The following is a 19,126-nucleotide window of genomic DNA, read 5'->3' as shown; positions in this document are numbered from 1 at the left end:
TTTCACCATCCATTCCCCATTATTATTTATTGCATTTATTCCTTTAACATTCCTTCCTATAAAAAAATATTGTCAAACCCGATTTTAGAGTTGATAATGAAGTATATTTTTATTGATATCTTCATCCTGAAAGGACTGAATTTAAATGAAGAGCTTTATCAAAAACTATCGATCCTCTTTAATACTGCTCACTGCCATCATTATCGGTGGGATAGCGGGCGTGGTTTTCGGGGAGAAAACCTCGATCATACAGCCGCTAGGGGACTTATTCTTAAATCTGATGTTCACGATCATCGTGCCATTGGTATTTTTCAGCATTGCTTCAGCGATTGCCAATATGAGCGGAATGAAGCGTCTCGGAAAAATTATGGGAAGTATCGTTCTCGTTTTCCTGACAACGGCTGCTTTAGCTGCCGTCATTGGATTTATTGGGACAACCATCGTCAATCCGTTGGAGGGTACAGATACGACAGCCATTAAAGAACTGATGGAAAACAGTTCCCCTGAAGAGACCATCGAAGAAGTTTCCTTCTTCAGTCAACTGGTCAGCACTGTAACCGTTTCCGACTTTCCAGAACTGTTTTCCAGAAGCAATATGCTTCAGCTTATCGTTTTCTCCGTATTAATTGGACTTTCCACTGCACTGGTCGGTGAGAAAGCAAGACCGATTACTGAGTTTTTGACAGCAGGTACAGCTGTCATGATGAAGGTCGTCAAAATCGTCATGTACTATGCGCCAATTGGACTTGGTGCTTATTTTGCGGCGATTATCGGGCAGCTTGGGCCGCAGATTTTAGAAGGATATGCTCGCACTTTCATTCTTTATCTAGTCTTGGCCTTGATTTATTATTTCGGCTTCTTCACTTTGTATGCCTTTATCGCCGGCGGGAAAGATGGAGTTAAACTATTTTGGAAAAATGCCCTGACACCATCCATTACAGCCATCGCAACTTGTTCAAGTGCAGCATCCATTCCAGTCAACCTGGAATCAGTCAAGAAAATGGGCGTGCCTAAGGATATAGCGGAGACTGTCATCCCACTCGGAGCCAACACTCATAAAGATGGTTCGGTATTCGGCGGTGTATTGAAAATCGTTTTCCTATTCAGCTTATTTGGAAAGGATATGACAAGCATTTCAAGCATTTTAAGTATACTAGCTGTTGCCTTTTTGGTAGGAGCTGTTATGGGTGCCATTCCTGGGGGCGGCATGATTGGGGAAATGTTGATTCTTAGCGTATTCGGCTTCCCTGTGGAAGTCCTGCCTATCATTGCCGTTATCTCCACGATCATCGATGCTCCCGCTACATTGCTTAACTCAACAGGAAACACGGTTTGTGCCATGCTTGTCACAAGGCTTGTTGAGGGAAAAAACTGGTTAAAACAAGCTTTCGTTAAAGAAAAATCAGCCGTATGATTCTTATGACTGACTGGCTCCTGGTTAAAACAGGGGTCAGTTTTTTCATTTTCACGACTTTCTTTCAAACAGTTCTTTCATTGACAAGGGGTCCCATCCCCTTGCATAGAATTAAAGATTGAAGGAGGGAATGGAATGTTAATGAAATGCTTACCTGGGGCAATCCTTATCACGGGACTATCCTATATTTTTCTTATACCGGAGGAGCCTTTGATCATCAAAATACTGTTCAAGGTACTCCCCATGTTATTGATTTTGCTCTACGCCCGCACTAATGTGGGAAGACGGGGTCGTTACCAATCCTTAATCCTTCTTGGTTTATTCTTTTGCATGCTTGGAGATGGTTTGTTGATTTGGTTCGTCATCGGGCTTTCCGCCTTCTTGATCGGCCACCTTTTCTATATTTCGGCATTCTTTGGACAATGGAACTTTTCATGGCTCCGATTTGCGACGATTGTTCCGATTAGCATTTACTCCACTTGGATTAGCCGTGAAATTGTACATTCATTAATCGAAAAAGGTGAACATAACCTAATCATCCCTGTGATCTGCTATGTAACGGTCATCTCCCTTATGGGCTGGGCAGCATTTATGACCGGAAATGCCGCCGCAATCATCGGCGGGGTCCTCTTCATGATTTCAGACTCCATTTTATCTTGGAACAAATTTATCGATGATGTTGCCTTTTCAGGTCCACTGATCATGCTTACCTACTATACAGCCCAGTTTTGCATCGCTAACAGCATTCTCAGGAAACCTACCTTTCATGTATCGAAAGGTTTGAAAAGTGAACGGCCTATCCAGTGAATCTAATGTCCAATCGTTCCACATGAAACTTTTTCATTATAAAAAAGGCATTCACAGTTCTGCTTGAACTGTGGACGCCTTTTCTTATCCTTTAATTTTCTTAATGAAGACTACTTTTAAATAATTCCCTTCCTTATACTCAGGAATTGTTTTAAAATCAGCCGGCAATGAGAATTGTTCCATGATCTCGTACTTTCCATTCATTTCCTTGAAAGCAACATCAATGAAGTTCTTGAATTTTTTCATGTCGAACGTACTGCAATTAGTTGAGGCGATAATGACCCCATTGTCTTCCGTAATGGAAATGGTATCCTTCAGTAGATTCGTATAGTCTTTTCCGGCACTGAAAGTAAACTTCTTCGATTTGGCAAAGCTAGGCGGATCAAGGATGACCATTTCAAATTTCAAGGCTTTCTTCACCGCATATTTAAAATACTTGAAAACATCCATCACCACGATATTGTGAGCTTCAGGATCTATGCCATTCACACTGAACTGCTCGATCGTCTTTGGTAAACTTCTATTCGCCAGGTCGACACTCGTTGTTTTAACAGCACCGCCTAAAGCGGCAAACACGGAGAATGCCCCCGTATAGGAGAACATATTCAACACCGTTTTCCCTTTTGCGTATTCATCGCGGATTTTCCTTCTGACATCGCGTTGATCAAGGAAGACACCGACCATTGCCCCATCATTCAGATAAACAGCAAAATGGACTCCATTTTCCTTTACAAGAAGCGGAAATTCCGGCTGTTCGCCCATGACAAAATCGTCTTCTTCCACGTACTGCCCCTTTGTATCAAAGCGTTTCTTCTGATAAATCGATTTGACCTCGACCGTTTCCTGCAATGCCTTAAGGATGTAGTCCTTAAAGAAATATATTCCTTTGCTATACCAGCTAATGACATAGTGACCATCATAATGATCAATGATTAAACCGCCAATTCCATCACCTTCCCCATTAAACAAGCGGAAAGCTGTAGTCTCCCCATCTTCAAAAAAAGACTTTCGGAATTCATATGCAGCCTGGATTTTTCCGTTAAAGAAGGATTGATCGATCTTTTCATTCTCTCTCCGGGTCAATATCCAGCCATAGCCCTTATTCTGTATGCCATAATATCCTTTTGCCAGAAAGCGGTTGTTCTCATCCACCAAGCGCACCAAGGATCCCTCTTCCTGAAGGTCATTAAGATTGGCTATCGACTCTTTAACAATCAAGGGAAAACCCTTGCTGATTTTACTCACGAACTTAGCTTTCACTTTTATATCGATTTCTTTTCCCATCTATATCATCCTATCTTTGCAAATGCTTTCCTCCCCATTTTACCCTAATCCCCTTATAAATAAAAACCAGCCCGGTTCCTTAACCTGGCTGGTTTCCAAGAAAACTTTGATTATGAAACTTCTAAATGAAGATCGCCTGGCTTAACTTTACCCATCATCTTCAATACGCGATGTAAGGCAAGCGTGATCACAGCTGGCAATACCATCCCCACTGCCACATAAACCAAGAACGTGTATAGCCCCTGACCGGTTATGATCGCAATCGGGGCAATCATTGAACTTAACCCCATGCCTCCAAGCTCATACGGCACTTGAAAATCGAATGCCAAGGTAGCGATAGGCGCACAGATGATTGCCGCCACAAAAGGCGGAACTACATATAATGGTTTTTTGATCAGGTTAGGAAATTGAACTTTTGGCGTAACGACCATCTGTGCCAGAAACCCGCCCATATCATTATCTTTATAAGACATGACAGTGAACCCGACAAACTGAACCGTACATCCGATTAGGGCCGCAGCACTGGAAACGGGATCTAATTGCAGGGCGATCGCCAATGCGGCGGAAGACGCCGGTGTCATCAATAAAATGCTCCATACCAAGGCTATGACCATGGAACCGATTAATGGGGAACCCTCGACCGCAGCGGTAGTTTGACTGCTTATCCATGTTAGGAGCGGAGTGGTGACAAGAGCTAGGCCATATCCCGAAACTCCACCGACAAGAACGGCACCCATTGGGATGGCCATGATGTCCAACTTCGTTTTGCCGATTATGCGCTTACCTATATATGTTGCAATCACCGCTGCCAAGACAGCACTTAGCGGCTGGCCCGTAACAATCGTGAAGGCACCCTCAGCCGTTTTGTGAATGGCAGCACCTCCAACAGCACTTGAAGCCATGGCGCTAAAGATAATTAATGAATTTCCTCCTAGCTGATAGGCGATTCCTGCTCCTAAAGCTGGTGCCAGCAAGACCTTCGCGGCCCCGCCTATTGCCAGAAAGACCTCCCAACCTAAATATCCCCCTATGGATTCAAACAATAACCCGATCCCTAATGTAACCAAAACAGCGTTGGCTATCCCTGTTGATGCCTTGTACATTCGATCGCTGATGTATTCTTTCCTGCTCACTTTATCTCCACTCCTCGTTAATTATCTGAATATTCAATTTAGGAAAATCAAAAAAAAAATAAAGGTCTTCATTTAAAAAGCCTATTAAGTATATCGTACCACTACCTGAATGTCTGTTAATGTCTGTTCGTATAATAACATGAATTTTCTGATAATGTAAGTGATATTTTTATTCTAAAAAAATAAAAGCGCTTTCAAAAATAAAGGTTTAACACATTACTGTTCAATAAAAATCAATAACTCATTATCTCAAAATAAGTTATCCCCTTTTAAGGATGCCTACATGGAATACTTAGGTACATTTGCGACAAAAAAAAGAACCCGATTAAGGATTCTCTCATTGTATTTATGCCTTTTCTAATAGATATCATCCTATTTTTGAAATCCTTCCAATTTGGCAAAAGTGTCCTTCAAGTATTGGTAAAACAATTTCTCCGTTGGCATCAGTTCCCTATCAGTCGGAACGATGACCCCTACAGCCCTGGTTACAGATGGATTCTCCAGCGGCAGTTTAACCGTAAAACGCGGCAAGCTATCAATCAAGGAAATCTCAGGTATCAAAGTTATACCCAGACCTGCCGCCACCAGGCCTTTTATGGCATCAGTATCTTTCCCTTCAAATGCCACCTCCGGTTCAAAACCATGCAATTTGCAAGCTTTCATAACGAGATCCCTTAAAACATAACCCTTTGGAGATAAGATGAACGGATTTCCTTGAAGCTCATTCAAGGATAGTGATTTCTTCAGGGCCAAAGGATGGCTTTCTGGCAGAAGGGCAACTAAGTTCTCAATAAACAGCGTTTCCCCTTTGATTTTCTTTTCATTCACCGGCAGGGGGCCAATCAAGGCCATGTTAATGTTTCCTTTAATCACAGAATCTATCAGGTAGCGATAGGAACCTTGTTTCAATGTAAATTTCGCCTGGGGGTAACTTTCCCTGAAGTCGGAAATGACCCTTGGCAATACATAAGAAGCCAAACTGCTGGGAAAGCCAATGCGGATTGTCCCTTTTTCCGGATCCAGACTTTCGGCCATCTCACGCTTGGCACGATTGATTATATCCATAGCTTGTTCCATATGAGATAAAAATGTATGGCCTATAGGCGTCAATCTAATCTTTCGGCCTTCCCTGATAAATAAGGGCACACCCAGCTCTTCTTCTAAATTGTATATTTGGCGACTGACAGCAGACTGGGCAACATGCAAATCCACTGCTGCTTCCGTCATATGTTCACGCTTTGCCACTTCAATGAAATATTCAATTTGCCTTAATTCCAATCTAAGCTCCCTCTTTCATATCAAAACAGCATGTTATTTATCTAATATTCAGATTGTTCGTTTCATTTTTAAATTATATCATGAAAGTATCATATAAAAACCGATAGACTTACCCTATTTAATATTTTATGACTTTAACTAAAGGAGAGAAAACAATGACCACTTCACAGGAAGTCGAACATGAGGAATTGCAGGTTGCCAGAGAGTTCGTAAGTCAAGTATACGCACAGGTAAAGGAACGTAATCCTCACGAAAGTGAATTCCATCAAGCCGTAAAGGAGATATTCCTTTCGTTGGTCCCGGTTTTTGCAAAACATCCAGAATATATGAAAAGCGGGATATTGGAGAGGCTGGTAGAACCCGAAAGAATGATCACCTTCCGTGTCTCTTGGGTTGATGACCTGGGAAATGTTCAAGTCAACCGTGGTTTTCGTGTGCAATTCAACAGTGCAATCGGACCATTCAAAGGCGGTCTCCGTTTCCACCCCACTGTCAATTCCAGCATCATAAAGTTTCTTGGTTTCGAGCAAATCTTTAAAAACTCGCTTACTGGCCAGCCGATCGGTGGGGGTAAAGGCGGGTCGGACTTCGATCCAAAAGGAAAATCGGATGCGGAAATCATGCGTTTTTGCCAAAGCTTCATGTCGGAACTATCTCGTTATATCGGCCCTGATACAGACGTACCGGCTGGTGATATCGGAGTCGGTGCAAGGGAGATCGGTTACTTGTTCGGTCAGTATAAAAAGATGCAAGGCAGCTACCATGCCGGTGTTTTAACCGGTAAAGGCATAAGTTACGGCGGAAGTTTGGCCCGTACAGAGGCGACTGGATATGGAACGGTTTACTTTGTCGAAGAAATGCTAAAAGACAAAGGGTTACAATTCCATGGCAGCACTGTCGTTATCTCAGGGTCTGGCAATGTATCCATTTATGCCATTGAAAAAGCTACACAGCTAGGCGCTAAAGTTGTTGCATGCAGCGACTCCAATGGCTACATATATGATGAAAATGGCCTGAATCTTAATACAGTTAGACGTCTAAAAGAAGTGGAACGAAAACGTTTAAGCGAGTATGTCGATGCGCACCCGGAGGCTATATACCATGAAGGAAGCTACGGCATCTGGTCTGTACCATGCGACATCGCCCTGCCTTGTGCCACACAAAATGAAATCGATGAAGAAGCAGCAAAATTACTGGTCAAAAATAATGTGAAGGCAGTCGGTGAGGGCGCTAATATGCCTTCAACCCTTGAGGCCATTGATGTATTCCTTAATAACGGCATCCTTTTTGGACCAGCAAAAGCAGTCAATGCAGGCGGCGTAGCCGTGTCTGCACTCGAAATGGCCCAAAACAGTGCCAGGATGCCTTGGACTTTCGAAGAAGTCGATGCCAAGCTGCATGAGATCATGAAAAATATCTATAAAAACAGCATAGAGGCCGCCGAAGCATATGGTGCGCCTGGCAATTTAGTTGTCGGGGCCAATATTGCCGGATTCCTTAAAGTGGCGGATGCGATGCTGACTCAAGGTGTACTCTAGCAATCAATAGATGTAATGGGCGGTTCCGACACGGGGCCGCCTAAAAAAATGAACTCACTTTTCTATCTCCCTCTTATTGATATCATTTCAAGCTGAATATCCACACTAAAATCACATCAATGAGATCAAAACACTACAAAAAGAGTGCCGGAAGATTTCCGGCACTCTTTTTGTTTGGGAGACAATCACTCTTTGGTGACCAATTTCAATGGAACGGATATTGTGTCATCCACTTTGTCGCCTTTTAAGATCTTTTCAGCCGCATTAACCGCTTCTTCACCGATAAGTGCCGGTTGTTGGGCGATTGTTGCTTTTAGTTCACCGTTTTCAACTGCTTTCAAAGCATCATCATTTCCGTCAAAGCCAACGACGATGATGTCTTTGCCTGCCGCCTTGATTGCTTCAATGGCTCCTAGTGCCATTTCATCATTATGGGCGAATACCGCTTGGATGTCTTTATTGCCTTGCAGGATATTTTCCATTACGTTAAGCCCTTTTGTCCGGTCGAATTCCGCCGTTTGACTTGTCAGGACCTCTAACTGCTTGTCCGCAATATTATGGAAACCTTTCCCGCGTTCACGAGTTGCTGATGCTCCGGATACCCCTTCAAGTTCCACTACTTTCGCTTTTTCGCCAAGCTCTTTAACTAGATATTCTGCAGCCATTTCCCCGCCAGCCACATTATCGGAAGCGATGAACGTTTCAATGTCGCCTTCGTCTGAAGAGCGGTCAATCGTGATAACGGGAATGCCCGCATCATTTGCATCTTTAACGGCTGAAGATATTGCCGCAGAGTCAGTTGGATTCACAAGAAGGACATCAACCTTTTGAAGGATTAAATCTTCAATTCCGCTGATTTGCTTTGCCGTATCATCCTGGGCGTCAACAACTGTGACTTTCATGCCCTTTTCTTTTGCTTCTTTTTCAATACCATCTTTTAAGGAAACGAAGAATGGGTTGTTTAAAGTAGAGATGCTGACCCCGACTTTCACGTCTTTCATCGAGTCTTTCTTTTCCTTTTTATCATCTGTTAGACCAGAATCCATTGAACAGGCAGCCAAGACCATTAAAGAAAGAACCATGATGATCGTTACTATTTTTTTCATTGATTACACCTCTTCTTATGATTTTTTACGGTCAAGTAAGACCGCGATTAATATAACTGCACCTTTTACCACTTGCTGGTAGAAGGAGGATACACCAAGTAAGTTCATGCCGTTATTCAAGGTACCGATGATCAGGACACCCACCAGCGTACCGAACAACCGCCCTTTACCGCCTGAAAGGCTCGTTCCGCCCAGCACCACGGCTGCGATGGCATCCATTTCATAGGATTGTCCTGCCGTCGGCTGTGCCGAATTCAGACGCGATGTTAAAATGGCACCGGCGATTGCCGCCATCGTACCAGCCAGACCATATATGGCCACCTTGACCCGGTCAACTTTAATCCCCGAAATCCGGGAAGCCCTTTCATTTCCGCCGATGGCATATGTTTTACGGCCAAAGGATGTTTTATGAAGCAGGAACCATAGGATCATGAAAGCGATGATCATCACAACGGCCGGTACCGGCACGCCCAGGAAGTAACCTCTCCCAAGCATCTGAAACATAACGGAATCGCCAATTCCAGTAATCGGCTTTCCATCCGTGTACACAAGCGTTAATCCCCGGAAAATCGTCATGGTGGCCAGTGTCACGATGAAAGGGGCCATCTTACCCTTTGAAACGAGAATCCCATTGATTACACCCATTATTGCACCTAGTAGAATGCCCACCAATATGGCCAAGATCGGATCTAATCCCGAGACCATCATACCAGCCATGAGTGCGCTGGATAGAGCTAAAATGGAACCGACGGACAAGTCGATGCCGCCTGTCAATATGATAAAGGTCATTCCAAATGCAATAAGTGCATTGATGGAGGTTTGACGCAATAAATTCAAAATATTATTCGGTTCCATGAATGATGGATTTAAAACGGTTATTACGATAAATAAAAGTACCAGGGCGAGTAACGGACCAAATTTTTGCCAAATCCCGCTTTTCCCTGTAGCCTCAAGTTTCATCCTAGTTCCCTCCTGTCGCCAATGCCATTATTTTTTCTTGCGTCGCTTCCTGCTTTAACAATTCCCCAGCAATCCCACCTTCGTGAACCACAAGGATTCTATCGCTCATTCCAATGATTTCCGGAAGTTCCGAGGAAACCATGATGATGGCGATGCCTCGTTCCGTCAATTCATTCATCAATTCGTAAATTTCACGTTTTGCACCAACATCTATGCCCCGGGTCGGTTCATCCATAATTAAAACTTTAGGGGAAGTGCCGATCCATTTGGCGATTACCACCTTCTGTTGATTTCCTCCGGATAGGTTGCCGATGATCGTTTCAGTAGAAGATGTCTTCACGTGAAGGCGCTTAATCATCATTTCGGCAAAGTTCATCTCATCTTCCGTTTTCACGATACCGCTAGGAGCAAAACTCTTGAGATTCGGCAAGCCGATATTTTCCCTTACAGAAAAGTCGAGGATCAATCCCTCTTCTTTACGATTTTCCGTAATGAAAGCCAGGCCGTGTCGAACTGCATCCGTTGGTTTTCGTATGGAAACTTTCTTGCCTTCAATGGTGATTTCACCGCTGTCTATTTGGTCGACACCAAAAAGGGCGCGCATTATTTCCGTTCTGCCTGCTCCCATTAATCCGGCTACACCGACAATCTCACCTTGCCGAACCGCGAAATGGATATCTTCAAAAAGCCCCTTTCTGGTTAAACCTTTCACATCAAGGACTATGTCGCCAGGATTCGCTTCACGATGAGGAAAACGGTCCTCCAGCTCCCGCCCGACCATTTTCTGAACGACTTCATCGAAATTTGTATCTGCAATTCTTTTCGTATCGACTGTCTTTCCGTCACGCATTACGGTGATCCTGTCACAAATGGCGAATATTTCTTCCATTCGGTGAGAAATATAAACAAGCGATACACCCTTTTTGGTAAGCCCCCTCATCACTTCAAAGAGCTTCTCTATTTCCCTATCAGTCAAAGCGGCCGTTGGCTCGTCCATGATGATGACTTCGGCATCCGTCATGAGCGCCTTGGCAATTTCAATCATTTGCTGTTCACCGACAGAACAGAATCCGGCTTCCTTATCAAAAGGAAGGGAAATATTAAGTGTTTTAAAAATCTCTTTTGCACGCGCTTTCATTTGTTTCGTCTTCAGGACACCGAAGGCATTCACCATTTCCCTGCCGATAAATAGATTCTCCAGCACGGTCATTTCGGGCCAAATATTCAATTCCTGACGGATAAAGGCCATTCCCGCCTCTTCGGCTTCCTTTGAATCCTTGAAGGAGGTTTCTTTACCGTTAATCTCGATCGTTCCTTGATCTTGTTTATGCAGCCCGGTCAAAATGTTCATCAAGGTTGATTTCCCCGCTCCATTTTCCCCCATTAGTGCATGCACTTCCCCAGCCTCTAAAGAAAAATGAACACCTTCCAATACCTTGTTTTGACCAAATGCTTTATAAATATTGTGCATTTCGATTTGCATGCTCATCATCTCATTTCTTTAAAAGAATACTCCAGACTGCAATATGCAATTTGAATATGGCGTCGTCTCCCCGGTCCGGATAATGGCTTTCGCGTTACTTGTCAGCCTTTTAAAATCCTCATGGGAAACATATTCAATCGCTGCTCCGAATTGCTGCTCCATGTATTGATGTTGTTCCGGGTTTTTAACCTTCACTTCTGTGGCAGCGATAACTTTTTCAACAACCATATCTTCGTGAACCGCCCGGACGACATCTTGAAATGATGGCGTCCCAGGGGTCAATGCCAAATCTATCTTGCAAACTCCGGGCGGCACCGGCAGCCCGGCATCACCTACGACAATATAATCGGTATGACCAAGGTCAACCAGGACCTTGGCTATTGAACTATTGATGATTCCTTGACGTTTCATGCTTCAAAGCCCCTCTCGACCTCTACCCTTTGCGGCATGCCGCCTTGAGCGCCTAATTTCGTCACGGAAATGGAAGCTGCCCGGTTCGCGAACAACAAACTTTCGCCAAAACTTTTTCCTTCTGCAACAGCCACCGCAAAGGCAGCATTGAATGTATCCCCTGCACCTGTTGTATCCACCGCTTCCACTTCAAAGCTTGGAACAATCTTTTCTTCATGTCCATCAAAGTAACGGACGCCATTTTTTCCTTCGGTAATGAATAATTTATTTGGATACTCAGTCAAGACTTCCGTTCTTTCTCTCCCATCGAATAGTATCTCAAATTCATGTTCATTCGGAGTAAGGAAGGATGCCTGTTGAATGACAGCCTCGCTTAGCTTGCGGGCGGGAGCTGGATTCAATAGTAATCTCTTTTGAAGCATGTTGCACAAGTCAGCCAGATACTCCACAGTTTCCTCAGGTATTTCCTGCTGAACCATCACGATATCCGATTCCTCTATCACCTTTTTCGCCTTTTCTACATATTCAGGAGTAATGAAATCATTTGCACCTTTTACGACTATAATGCTGTTATCACCTTCCGAAAGGGTAATGTGTGCTGTCCCGGAAGCAGAACCTGTAACCGGTTCCACATACTGCGTGTTTACATGATTCTTTTTCAGATTTTCTAAGATGATCTCTCCATAGACATCATCTCCCACACATCCAACCATTGACACTTCTGCACCAAGACGTGCCGCTGCAACAGCCTGATTGGCTCCCTTTCCTCCAGGAACCGTGATAAAGGACTCTCCTAAAACCGTTTCCCCCGCCATTGGCCGTTTAGCTGATGTCACCACTAAGTCCATTGACGAGCTTCCCACTACTGCAATTCTAATCATGTCTTCTCCGCCTTCCTTCTCGTTGTTTGTCTCTCCACAAAAGAAACAGGGAGCTTTTTATGTGTTACTTCCATTTTTTCTTGATTGATCCTTTTAATTAGCATTTCCGCCGCATGTGCCCCCATCTCATAGGCTGGCTGCCGAATGGTCGATAACGGTGGGTGCAATAACGCTGTGAAGGAGATATCATCATAGCCGATCAATTGTATGTCTTCCGGTATCCGTATTCCCCGTTTTAAAATCTCTTGAAGTGCGGCGGCTGCAACAATATCATTACAAGCAATGATTCCATCCGTTTCCGGATATTGCTCGAAAAGCTGCTTGACGCATGTTTGGCCGCCCTGAAGAGTCAGGGATGAATCCATGACTTGCACGTTCACTTTTGCTTGTTTCAATTCTTCCAATGCTGCCATATACCGTTCATATACAGGCTTTATTTCCACTGGCCCCCTAATGAGGACGATATTCGTACTGCCTCTATCCAGCAATACGCGTGCTGCCAGCTTACCGCCTGTCCTTTGATCGGAATAAACAGCTGGTAATTTCTCTGCTGTACGGTCGAGAAGGACAACTGGAATATCCAGATTATCGAAATTCTCATTGGCTTCTTCACTAGTTGAAGCAATCATGCCCACTACATTGTTTTGCAGGAAAGTGTCAATATATTCTATTTCTTTATCTCGCTTTTCATCACTATTTCCAAAAATCAACCGATAACCAAACTGCTGCAGATAATCCTCGACACCTCTTGCCATTTCTGGGAAGAAGGGATTCGTAATGTCCGGCAAAATCAAACCAACCAATTTGGATTTACGATTGTAGAGGGATCTTGCCACTTCATTCGGTTTATAATTCAATTTTTCAACAGCTGCCATGACCACCTTTTTTGTGTCCTCATGTGCATAACCACTGCCATTCATAACTCTGGAAACCGTTGCCACAGAAACTCCAGCTTCCTTTGCCACATCCCGAATAGTTGCCAAAATATCACCCTCTACGCTTTTGTGTAACCGTTTACACATAGCTTATCACCAATTTAAATGAACGGCAAGCCCTATCTCAAAGATAATTTTTAGTGAATTTGACCCAAAGAGGATAACACAATCCGTCTTTTATGCGTACATTTCGTCTCTTTGATTTTCCCTTTTATAGGTTTAACACCCACATTACCTCAAGATTTAATCTATTTAAATCATAAAAGACTGTAGACAACATCAGTTCTACCTTACCGTTAAAACTAAGTTGATTGGAGCGGAAATCAACGGTCAAATTGTAAAACCATAAGAAAACTGGCTCAAAAGTCTGAGCCAGTTTAACTTTATAGCGTTTTTGCAGATAACTTTTCATAAAGGTCATTATTCACATGCCCAAACTCAGATGCATGCGGACGGTCTTCACCATCGCTATACCCATATTGAAGCATCCGATTTCTATTCAGGCAGAGCTTTGTTAATTTTGGCGCAAAGAAATTGAACGTATCGAAACGATCCTGTAACATAGGGAATTTTTTCTGATGTGTAAGGATTGTTCGAGCGACGCCTTCCCAAAAAGCATTCTCATCCAAAAGGGACCTCTTCATCAGAAGTGTTGACAAGTATCGGAAATGACAGATGAATAGTCCCGTGAAAATGAATTGAACCAGCCCCTCCGGAGTCTCACTTCTTAGTACTTTCCTTAAATCATCAGGCAGGCTGCTTAATTCAGGAAGCGGCTGATCACTTACGTTTACATCATCTACAAAATCCTTGATGGCCAAACGGTGAGGTTTGTAATCTTTCAAAACTAAAATGGTATTTTGACCATGCGGCGAGAAGACCAATCCATATTGATAGATGAAATGCAGTAATGGTGATAGGATGACGTCAAATAATTGAGCTGTCCAGGCTTCTGCAGTCAATCCCGATTTTTCAATAAGACTTTCCACATATGGTTTACCTTTGCTGTCGGCATGTAAAAGGGACGCAAGCGTAATGGGCTTTTCTCCTTCTTCCATATAACTGTAAATGCTTTCTCTCCAAATCCCCCCCAGCATCTCCAAATATTGATACGGTACATTCTCTAGCTTGGAATAATACGGGTGATCAACATTTAAACTGGCCACTTCACCAGGAAGCACTACTTTGCATTGTTCTTTCAAGAATGAATCATTTTCATAAATATTCTTTATATACGTTGTGATTTTTGGGGCAATGACCGTGCGTTCAGCTGGCAATCCACGGTATACTAGCGTATTTAAAATGCTCATCGGCAGCTTGACGTGGTGTTTATCCTTATTCGATACATTAACAAATGTCCGGATGGATTGTTGCGGCAAATATTTATCAGGACCATTTCCCAAAGCTACGATCAGCCCTTTAGCCAAGTCATCGGTAAAGTTCTGGATGATTACATTCTTCCACTGCCATTCATGAACTGGGAGGTAGTAATAGTTTTCTGCGTTCAGCCCTTTTTCTGTCAATGTCTTTGCAAATGATTTTTGGGTTTCCCCATCCAGTTCATTCTCCATCAATTGCTTATAGGATAACGTTTCGACTGAATTGAACTCACCCCTGGTTTTATGGACGGCAATCCAGGATAACTGAACTTCCTTCTGGTTTTCTGGGGCGAACTTCAAATAATCATCATAACCGAAACCGATTCTTCCCTTGTTATAAGCAATCCAAGGGTGACCGCTCATTTCGCCTTCAAGTAATGCATAATCCAGTTCGACTAAATCATCCGCATCTTGTTCAGGTTTTGATAGCAGTTGGAGATCCGCAAGCAGCGTATGATGGAATTCTTTGATTAAATGTCCTGTTGTTTCTGCAGTCATCCCAATTAATGGCTGGATGTCCAAAATGAATTGAATAGCATCTTTAGCCTGTGTAAAACCTTCCGTTTCACATACCTGGATCGACTCGGCCTGTACTTCATAGCTGTCAAAAAGACGGGGCGACGCTAAAAATCGATAAGATTTCCCCTCATTTATCTTTAACTCATATAGATTTCCTGCTGCGTTTTCGTTCAGGACAGCTGGATGGATCATATCTTCATACATATACTCAGAAATCATCTTGGCCAGCAGGTTTTGGTTTACTATCGACCAATTTTTTTCTGAAACTGCCTGTTCCACTTCATTTATGAACTGCATATAATTCTCCCTTCCCTTTTCTTAGTAAGCCATGACGGGTGTTTTTACACGGAATGACTGAAATGCACCCTTTGGCTTCGATGGATAAACTTCTTTACCTGCCAATTGATTGATGATAATCGAGTTTCGGAATGCCCCCAGGCCTAGATCCGGAGCACCCACACCATGTGTATGTATCTCGCCATTTTGAATAAATAGGTGATTCGGTGTAGAGATGGCCGTCCCTACCTTATAGTCTTTCGTTATTGCAAGACGCCCCAAGTCATCGCGGACTAAATGGTCTTCCATCGTTTCAAGGAATGCCGGAAGGGTTGATTTATATCCCGTCCCAAACACAATCGCCTCTGTGTCCACATCAAATTCGCTATCTTCAACCCACTGTCGGCATTTCAATTGCCAGCCATTTTCGGCGGGTGTAACTGCCGCAACTTCCGTCATGGCCCGAAGTTCAATGGCAAGTTCGGCATTTCCAATCGATTTCTCATACATCTTGTCAAAAATTGCTGCAATGGTGGTAGCGCTAATCCCTTTATACAATAAATCCTGTTTCGGCAGGATTTCATCCTTCTTTTCCTGCGGCAGCCGATAAAAGAAATCAAGGTAATCTGGAGTGAAGTATTCCAACCCGAGTTTTGAATATTCCATAGGGAAAAATCCCTTGGATCTTGTATACCAGTTTAGCTGGTAGCCATATTCCTCCTGCTCATTAAGCAAATCCAGAAAGACCTCGGCTGCACTCTGTCCAGATCCGACTACCGTTACGGATTTTTTCTTTAAGACGTTTTCTTTATTCCGTAAATAATCGGCCGAATGCAGGATGCTCTCTCCCATATAGGGCTGAAAGGCCGATGGAACAGTCGGGGAACTGCCAATTCCCATGACTACATGGCGGCTATAATAGACTTCGATCTTTTGTGTTTGTACATCCCTTACACTGATTTGATAGCAGGGTTCACCTTGATCTCCTATATATTCAACCGCCTCCACCGCTTTGCCGAAACGGCAGCTATCAAGTTGATGGGCAGCCCAGCGGCAATAGTCGTTATATTCTTTTCGTGGAATCAGGAATTTTTCCAGGAAGTAGAAATGATAAAGCCGATCATGCTGCTGTAAATAATTCAGGTAGCTATATGGGCTTGTCACATCTGCCATGCTAACCAGATCGGCAAAGAACGGCACTTGCAGCGTTGTCCCTTCCAGCAGCATCCCTTCATGCCAATTAAATTCCCCCTTTTTCTCAAAAAAGACGGCATTCAACTCCGGGGTTTTCTCCAAAAGGGCCGCAAGTCCAAGGTTAAATGGACCAATCCCTATCCCTACCAGGTCATAGATAGATTGTTGCTTCTCCATAGTTCCACTTCCTCTCGAAATTCCCCCGTGTGCATGACATAAGCAATGCTGTTTTGTCAGGGAGTTCTATCTCTTTAATTGGGGTAAACCCGCATTTTTCGAATAAATGAATCATCTTTGCATTCCTGATATCCGGTTCAGCCATCACTTTGTTTGTGGTTGAAGTCAGTAGTTGGAATTTCACCATTGCCCGTAAAAACGGCAAAGCCAGTCCTTTTCCCAGGTAATCCGGATCACCAATGAGTAAGTGAATGCCTTGATCTCCCTCTTCGGATTCATAATAATCTTCGATGATATCGCCTTTTACCCAATACGATTCCCAATAGCTCATGGGAATGGAGTCCAGACAGCCTAAATAGAGTGTTTGGTGTGTATCAGCCAATGCCTTTTTTAAATGAACAGCGAATTTTTCTTTTGTGAAATTCAAATTCCAGTAGGGTATCACATGATCTTCATGCATCCATTCATGCAGTGTATCCAAATCCCTCTCAAATTCAACTTTGACAAATGAAAGCTGTTTATTGCAGTCCTTGAGCATTTCTTCATAACTATTTTTCATGGACGGCCATAACCCCCTGCGCGAACGGATTATCAATCGTTGTATAAACGGATTGTGTCTCAAGTGAACCGACAAGCTCATCCATATCATGGAATCGTGTCAGTAAATTAGCCTTACAAGATAATTCCCCGGCATGAAGCAACTTTGAGACAACTCGATTCACCCCTTCATCTTCGCTATCCCTGCTGCATGTTTCCAGTTGTTCCTGAACGAGCTGTAAAAGTTTGTTCTCTGATACTAATCCTTCTGTTCCAAAATTATTGATTAAGCCTAATAAGTGATTAAAAAAGAAATAGTATTGCAGTCTTTCTTCAGCGACTTCATCAGAACAAATCGTGAAGCTTTTTTCACTTAGTTCCGGCATGATTTTCTGCAGCCTGTCCACTTTGGACTCACAATAGTAATACCCTTGATTATCACGATAATAAAAAGCGGCTGGATACCCATCTTGAAGTTGAATGATGGAATTTTGTTGATGGGCTTCCAAAACGATTCCATACTCTTCAAATAGCCAAAGCATCGGTTTCAATGTCATGGACAGATAGGTTTTGAACCAATCCTTACTTACTTCTTCGGTACTGCGTTCTTCTTCAGCTGATAATTTGCGGATGATCGCTCCAAGCCTTGATGGTGCACCATAAGCATTATCCTGACATAAGCCGGCAATCAGGCTTGCTTGTTTATCTTTTTCATAAAAAGGATTTTCCCGGATATCAACATCGAATCCCGATTCTTGCTCGGTCGTTTTGATCGTTAAGTAAGCAGGATCCTTGATGATACGGAAGGAGGGGTGCCGTTCTTTTAGATCGTCTCCCACTTTAGAATCCATTAATTTTGCAATTTCGACACCGCGATCTAATTCTTTTTGCAGATTAGCACGTAAGGAATTCGTGATTTTAACCGGAACGGAAAATTTGTACATATATCTTGATGTGGGACTATATACCGTTCTAAATGAAGAAGTGGCCGTGAATTTTTTCCCGAGCGGCCCTGCATAAACTAGTGTCCCTTGCTCGATTAGCTTTTTGAACTCTTCTTTTTCGATAAGGGCTTTTGCCTGGAGCGGGTGTGCCGGGATGATGGTATATCGGCTTTCCTCTTGGCAATACGTTCGACGGAATTCACTGGATATCTCCAAGTCACCGGCTAATTCCTGTTTGATGATCTCACTTGCCGATCGGTCTTCACTGGAATCCTGGATGACAATCGAAGGATCTGCCAGGAAGTAGTGGAGCTGAAACTGGCCTTTTAATTCGGGTGAATAGATCCATTCATCTTTTTCCGAAATGCCTTGCTTGCTTTTCGGTGTCGGATGGAACAGGTGCCCGAATAAAAGCGACTGTTCTGCTTCGATATAGGTGAAATCGGGACTTTGAAGGGCATCAGCGTCTTCGGTCCTGGCTTCGACATACCGTTGAATATTTTGGCTGCTTAGGATGACACGCAGCATCAATTCATCTTCACTATCCGTCCGGCCCTGCTCATTCAATAATTCTTTAGAAACAATCGAGACCATTGTCACGTAATCTAATTCATGCACTTGTTTGGATCCCGTTTGATAGTAAACCGGGAAGTGGAAAATATGACGCCCCGTTTCCGACCAATATTTAAGCGGAACAAGCAATGCAATGTCTTGGGATGTGAGCTTACTGACCATTAATGAATCCGGAATGGACCCCTCCAAATTCGGCCAGTTTTTCGTTTCTTCTAACCTGCAATTTCCGGTTTCCCGGAAATAGCAATTCAGAAAGCTTTGCATCGTCGCCCTTTCAGCTATTTGCTTACCATTCAT

General features: G+C 43.3%; 16 protein-coding genes. 3 read left to right on the top strand and 13 right to left on the bottom strand.

Annotated features, from left to right (window positions below; translation table 11 throughout):
• Positions 1–145: 145 nt before the first annotated feature.
• The gene (locus ADA55_RS15820; RefSeq protein WP_048685655.1) at positions 146–1,414 is read left to right on the top strand and encodes a dicarboxylate/amino acid:cation symporter; all 1,269 of its coding nucleotides are present in this window, start codon (positions 146–148) and stop codon (positions 1,412–1,414) included.
• Between the two features lie 135 nt (positions 1,415–1,549).
• Positions 1,550–2,221, top strand: a complete 672-nt coding sequence (locus ADA55_RS15815; protein WP_048685653.1) for a lysoplasmalogenase — start codon at positions 1,550–1,552, stop codon at positions 2,219–2,221.
• An 84-nt stretch (positions 2,222–2,305) separates the two neighbouring features.
• On the opposite strand, the gene ADA55_RS15810 is transcribed toward ADA55_RS15815, so the two are convergent.
• The 3 genes from ADA55_RS15810 to ADA55_RS15800 form a co-directional block, all read right to left on the bottom strand.
• The gene (locus ADA55_RS15810; protein ID WP_048685651.1) at positions 2,306–3,505 is read right to left on the bottom strand and encodes a class I SAM-dependent rRNA methyltransferase; all 1,200 of its coding nucleotides are present in this window, start codon (positions 3,503–3,505) and stop codon (positions 2,306–2,308) included.
• 110 nt (positions 3,506–3,615) lie between these two features.
• Positions 3,616–4,608 (bottom strand): PTS transporter subunit IIC, encoded by a 993-nt coding sequence (locus ADA55_RS15805; RefSeq protein WP_048685684.1) that lies wholly within the window; start codon positions 4,606–4,608, stop codon positions 3,616–3,618.
• Between the two features lie 402 nt (positions 4,609–5,010).
• Positions 5,011–5,916, bottom strand: a complete 906-nt coding sequence (locus tag ADA55_RS15800; RefSeq protein WP_048685649.1) for a LysR family transcriptional regulator — start codon at positions 5,914–5,916, stop codon at positions 5,011–5,013.
• Positions 5,917–6,071: 155 nt separating this feature from the next.
• Between ADA55_RS15800 and gdhA the strand changes: the two genes are divergently transcribed.
• Positions 6,072–7,454, top strand: a complete 1,383-nt coding sequence (gene gdhA / locus ADA55_RS15795) for an NADP-specific glutamate dehydrogenase (RefSeq protein WP_048685647.1) — start codon at positions 6,072–6,074, stop codon at positions 7,452–7,454.
• A gap of 185 nt (positions 7,455–7,639) precedes the next feature.
• Here the strand turns inward: gdhA and rbsB are convergent, their stop codons facing one another.
• The 10 genes from rbsB to ADA55_RS15745 all read right to left on the bottom strand — a co-directional run bounded on the left by rbsB (position 7,640) and on the right by ADA55_RS15745 (position 19,126).
• Entirely contained in the window at positions 7,640–8,560 is a 921-nt protein-coding gene (gene rbsB / locus ADA55_RS15790; RefSeq protein WP_048685645.1) for a ribose ABC transporter substrate-binding protein RbsB, read from the bottom strand.
• Between the two features lie 15 nt (positions 8,561–8,575).
• The gene (locus ADA55_RS15785) at positions 8,576–9,520 is read right to left on the bottom strand and encodes an ABC transporter permease (RefSeq protein ID WP_034316083.1); all 945 of its coding nucleotides are present in this window, start codon (positions 9,518–9,520) and stop codon (positions 8,576–8,578) included.
• A gap of 1 nt (position 9,521) precedes the next feature.
• Entirely contained in the window at positions 9,522–11,003 is a 1,482-nt protein-coding gene (locus tag ADA55_RS15780) for a sugar ABC transporter ATP-binding protein (protein WP_048685643.1), read from the bottom strand.
• An 18-nt stretch (positions 11,004–11,021) separates the two neighbouring features.
• A complete protein-coding gene (rbsD, locus tag ADA55_RS15775; protein ID WP_034316088.1) occupies positions 11,022–11,414 on the bottom strand; it encodes a D-ribose pyranase in 393 nt (130 codons plus the stop codon).
• Positions 11,411–12,295: a ribokinase gene (gene rbsK, locus ADA55_RS15770; protein ID WP_048685641.1), complete on the bottom strand. Its 885-nt coding sequence runs from the start codon at positions 12,293–12,295 to the stop codon at positions 11,411–11,413. Before rbsK ends, rbsD begins: the two co-directional genes overlap by 4 nt.
• Complete coding sequence (locus ADA55_RS15765; protein WP_048685640.1) at positions 12,292–13,278, bottom strand: LacI family DNA-binding transcriptional regulator; 987 nt, start codon at positions 13,276–13,278, stop codon at positions 12,292–12,294. The genes rbsK and ADA55_RS15765 overlap by 4 nt, the downstream gene beginning before the upstream one ends.
• Before the next feature lie 335 nt (positions 13,279–13,613).
• Complete coding sequence (locus ADA55_RS15760) at positions 13,614–15,425, bottom strand: IucA/IucC family protein (protein WP_048685638.1); 1,812 nt, start codon at positions 15,423–15,425, stop codon at positions 13,614–13,616.
• Positions 15,426–15,446: 21 nt separating this feature from the next.
• Positions 15,447–16,775: a lysine N(6)-hydroxylase/L-ornithine N(5)-oxygenase family protein gene (locus ADA55_RS15755; protein WP_048685636.1), complete on the bottom strand. Its 1,329-nt coding sequence runs from the start codon at positions 16,773–16,775 to the stop codon at positions 15,447–15,449.
• Positions 16,750–17,334 carry a GNAT family N-acetyltransferase gene (locus ADA55_RS15750; protein ID WP_048685635.1) on the bottom strand — a complete coding sequence of 195 codons (585 nt, stop codon included), beginning with the start codon at positions 17,332–17,334 and terminating at the stop codon, positions 16,750–16,752. Before ADA55_RS15750 ends, ADA55_RS15755 begins: the two co-directional genes overlap by 26 nt.
• The gene (locus ADA55_RS15745; protein WP_048685633.1) at positions 17,324–19,126 is read right to left on the bottom strand and encodes an IucA/IucC family protein; all 1,803 of its coding nucleotides are present in this window, start codon (positions 19,124–19,126) and stop codon (positions 17,324–17,326) included. Before ADA55_RS15745 ends, ADA55_RS15750 begins: the two co-directional genes overlap by 11 nt.

Source organism: Bacillus sp. 220_BSPC, from assembly GCF_001054655.1.
Taxonomy (GTDB): Bacteria; Bacillota; Bacilli; order Bacillales; family DSM-1321; genus Peribacillus; species Peribacillus frigoritolerans.
This window is presented reverse-complemented; position numbering and strand designations above follow the sequence as displayed.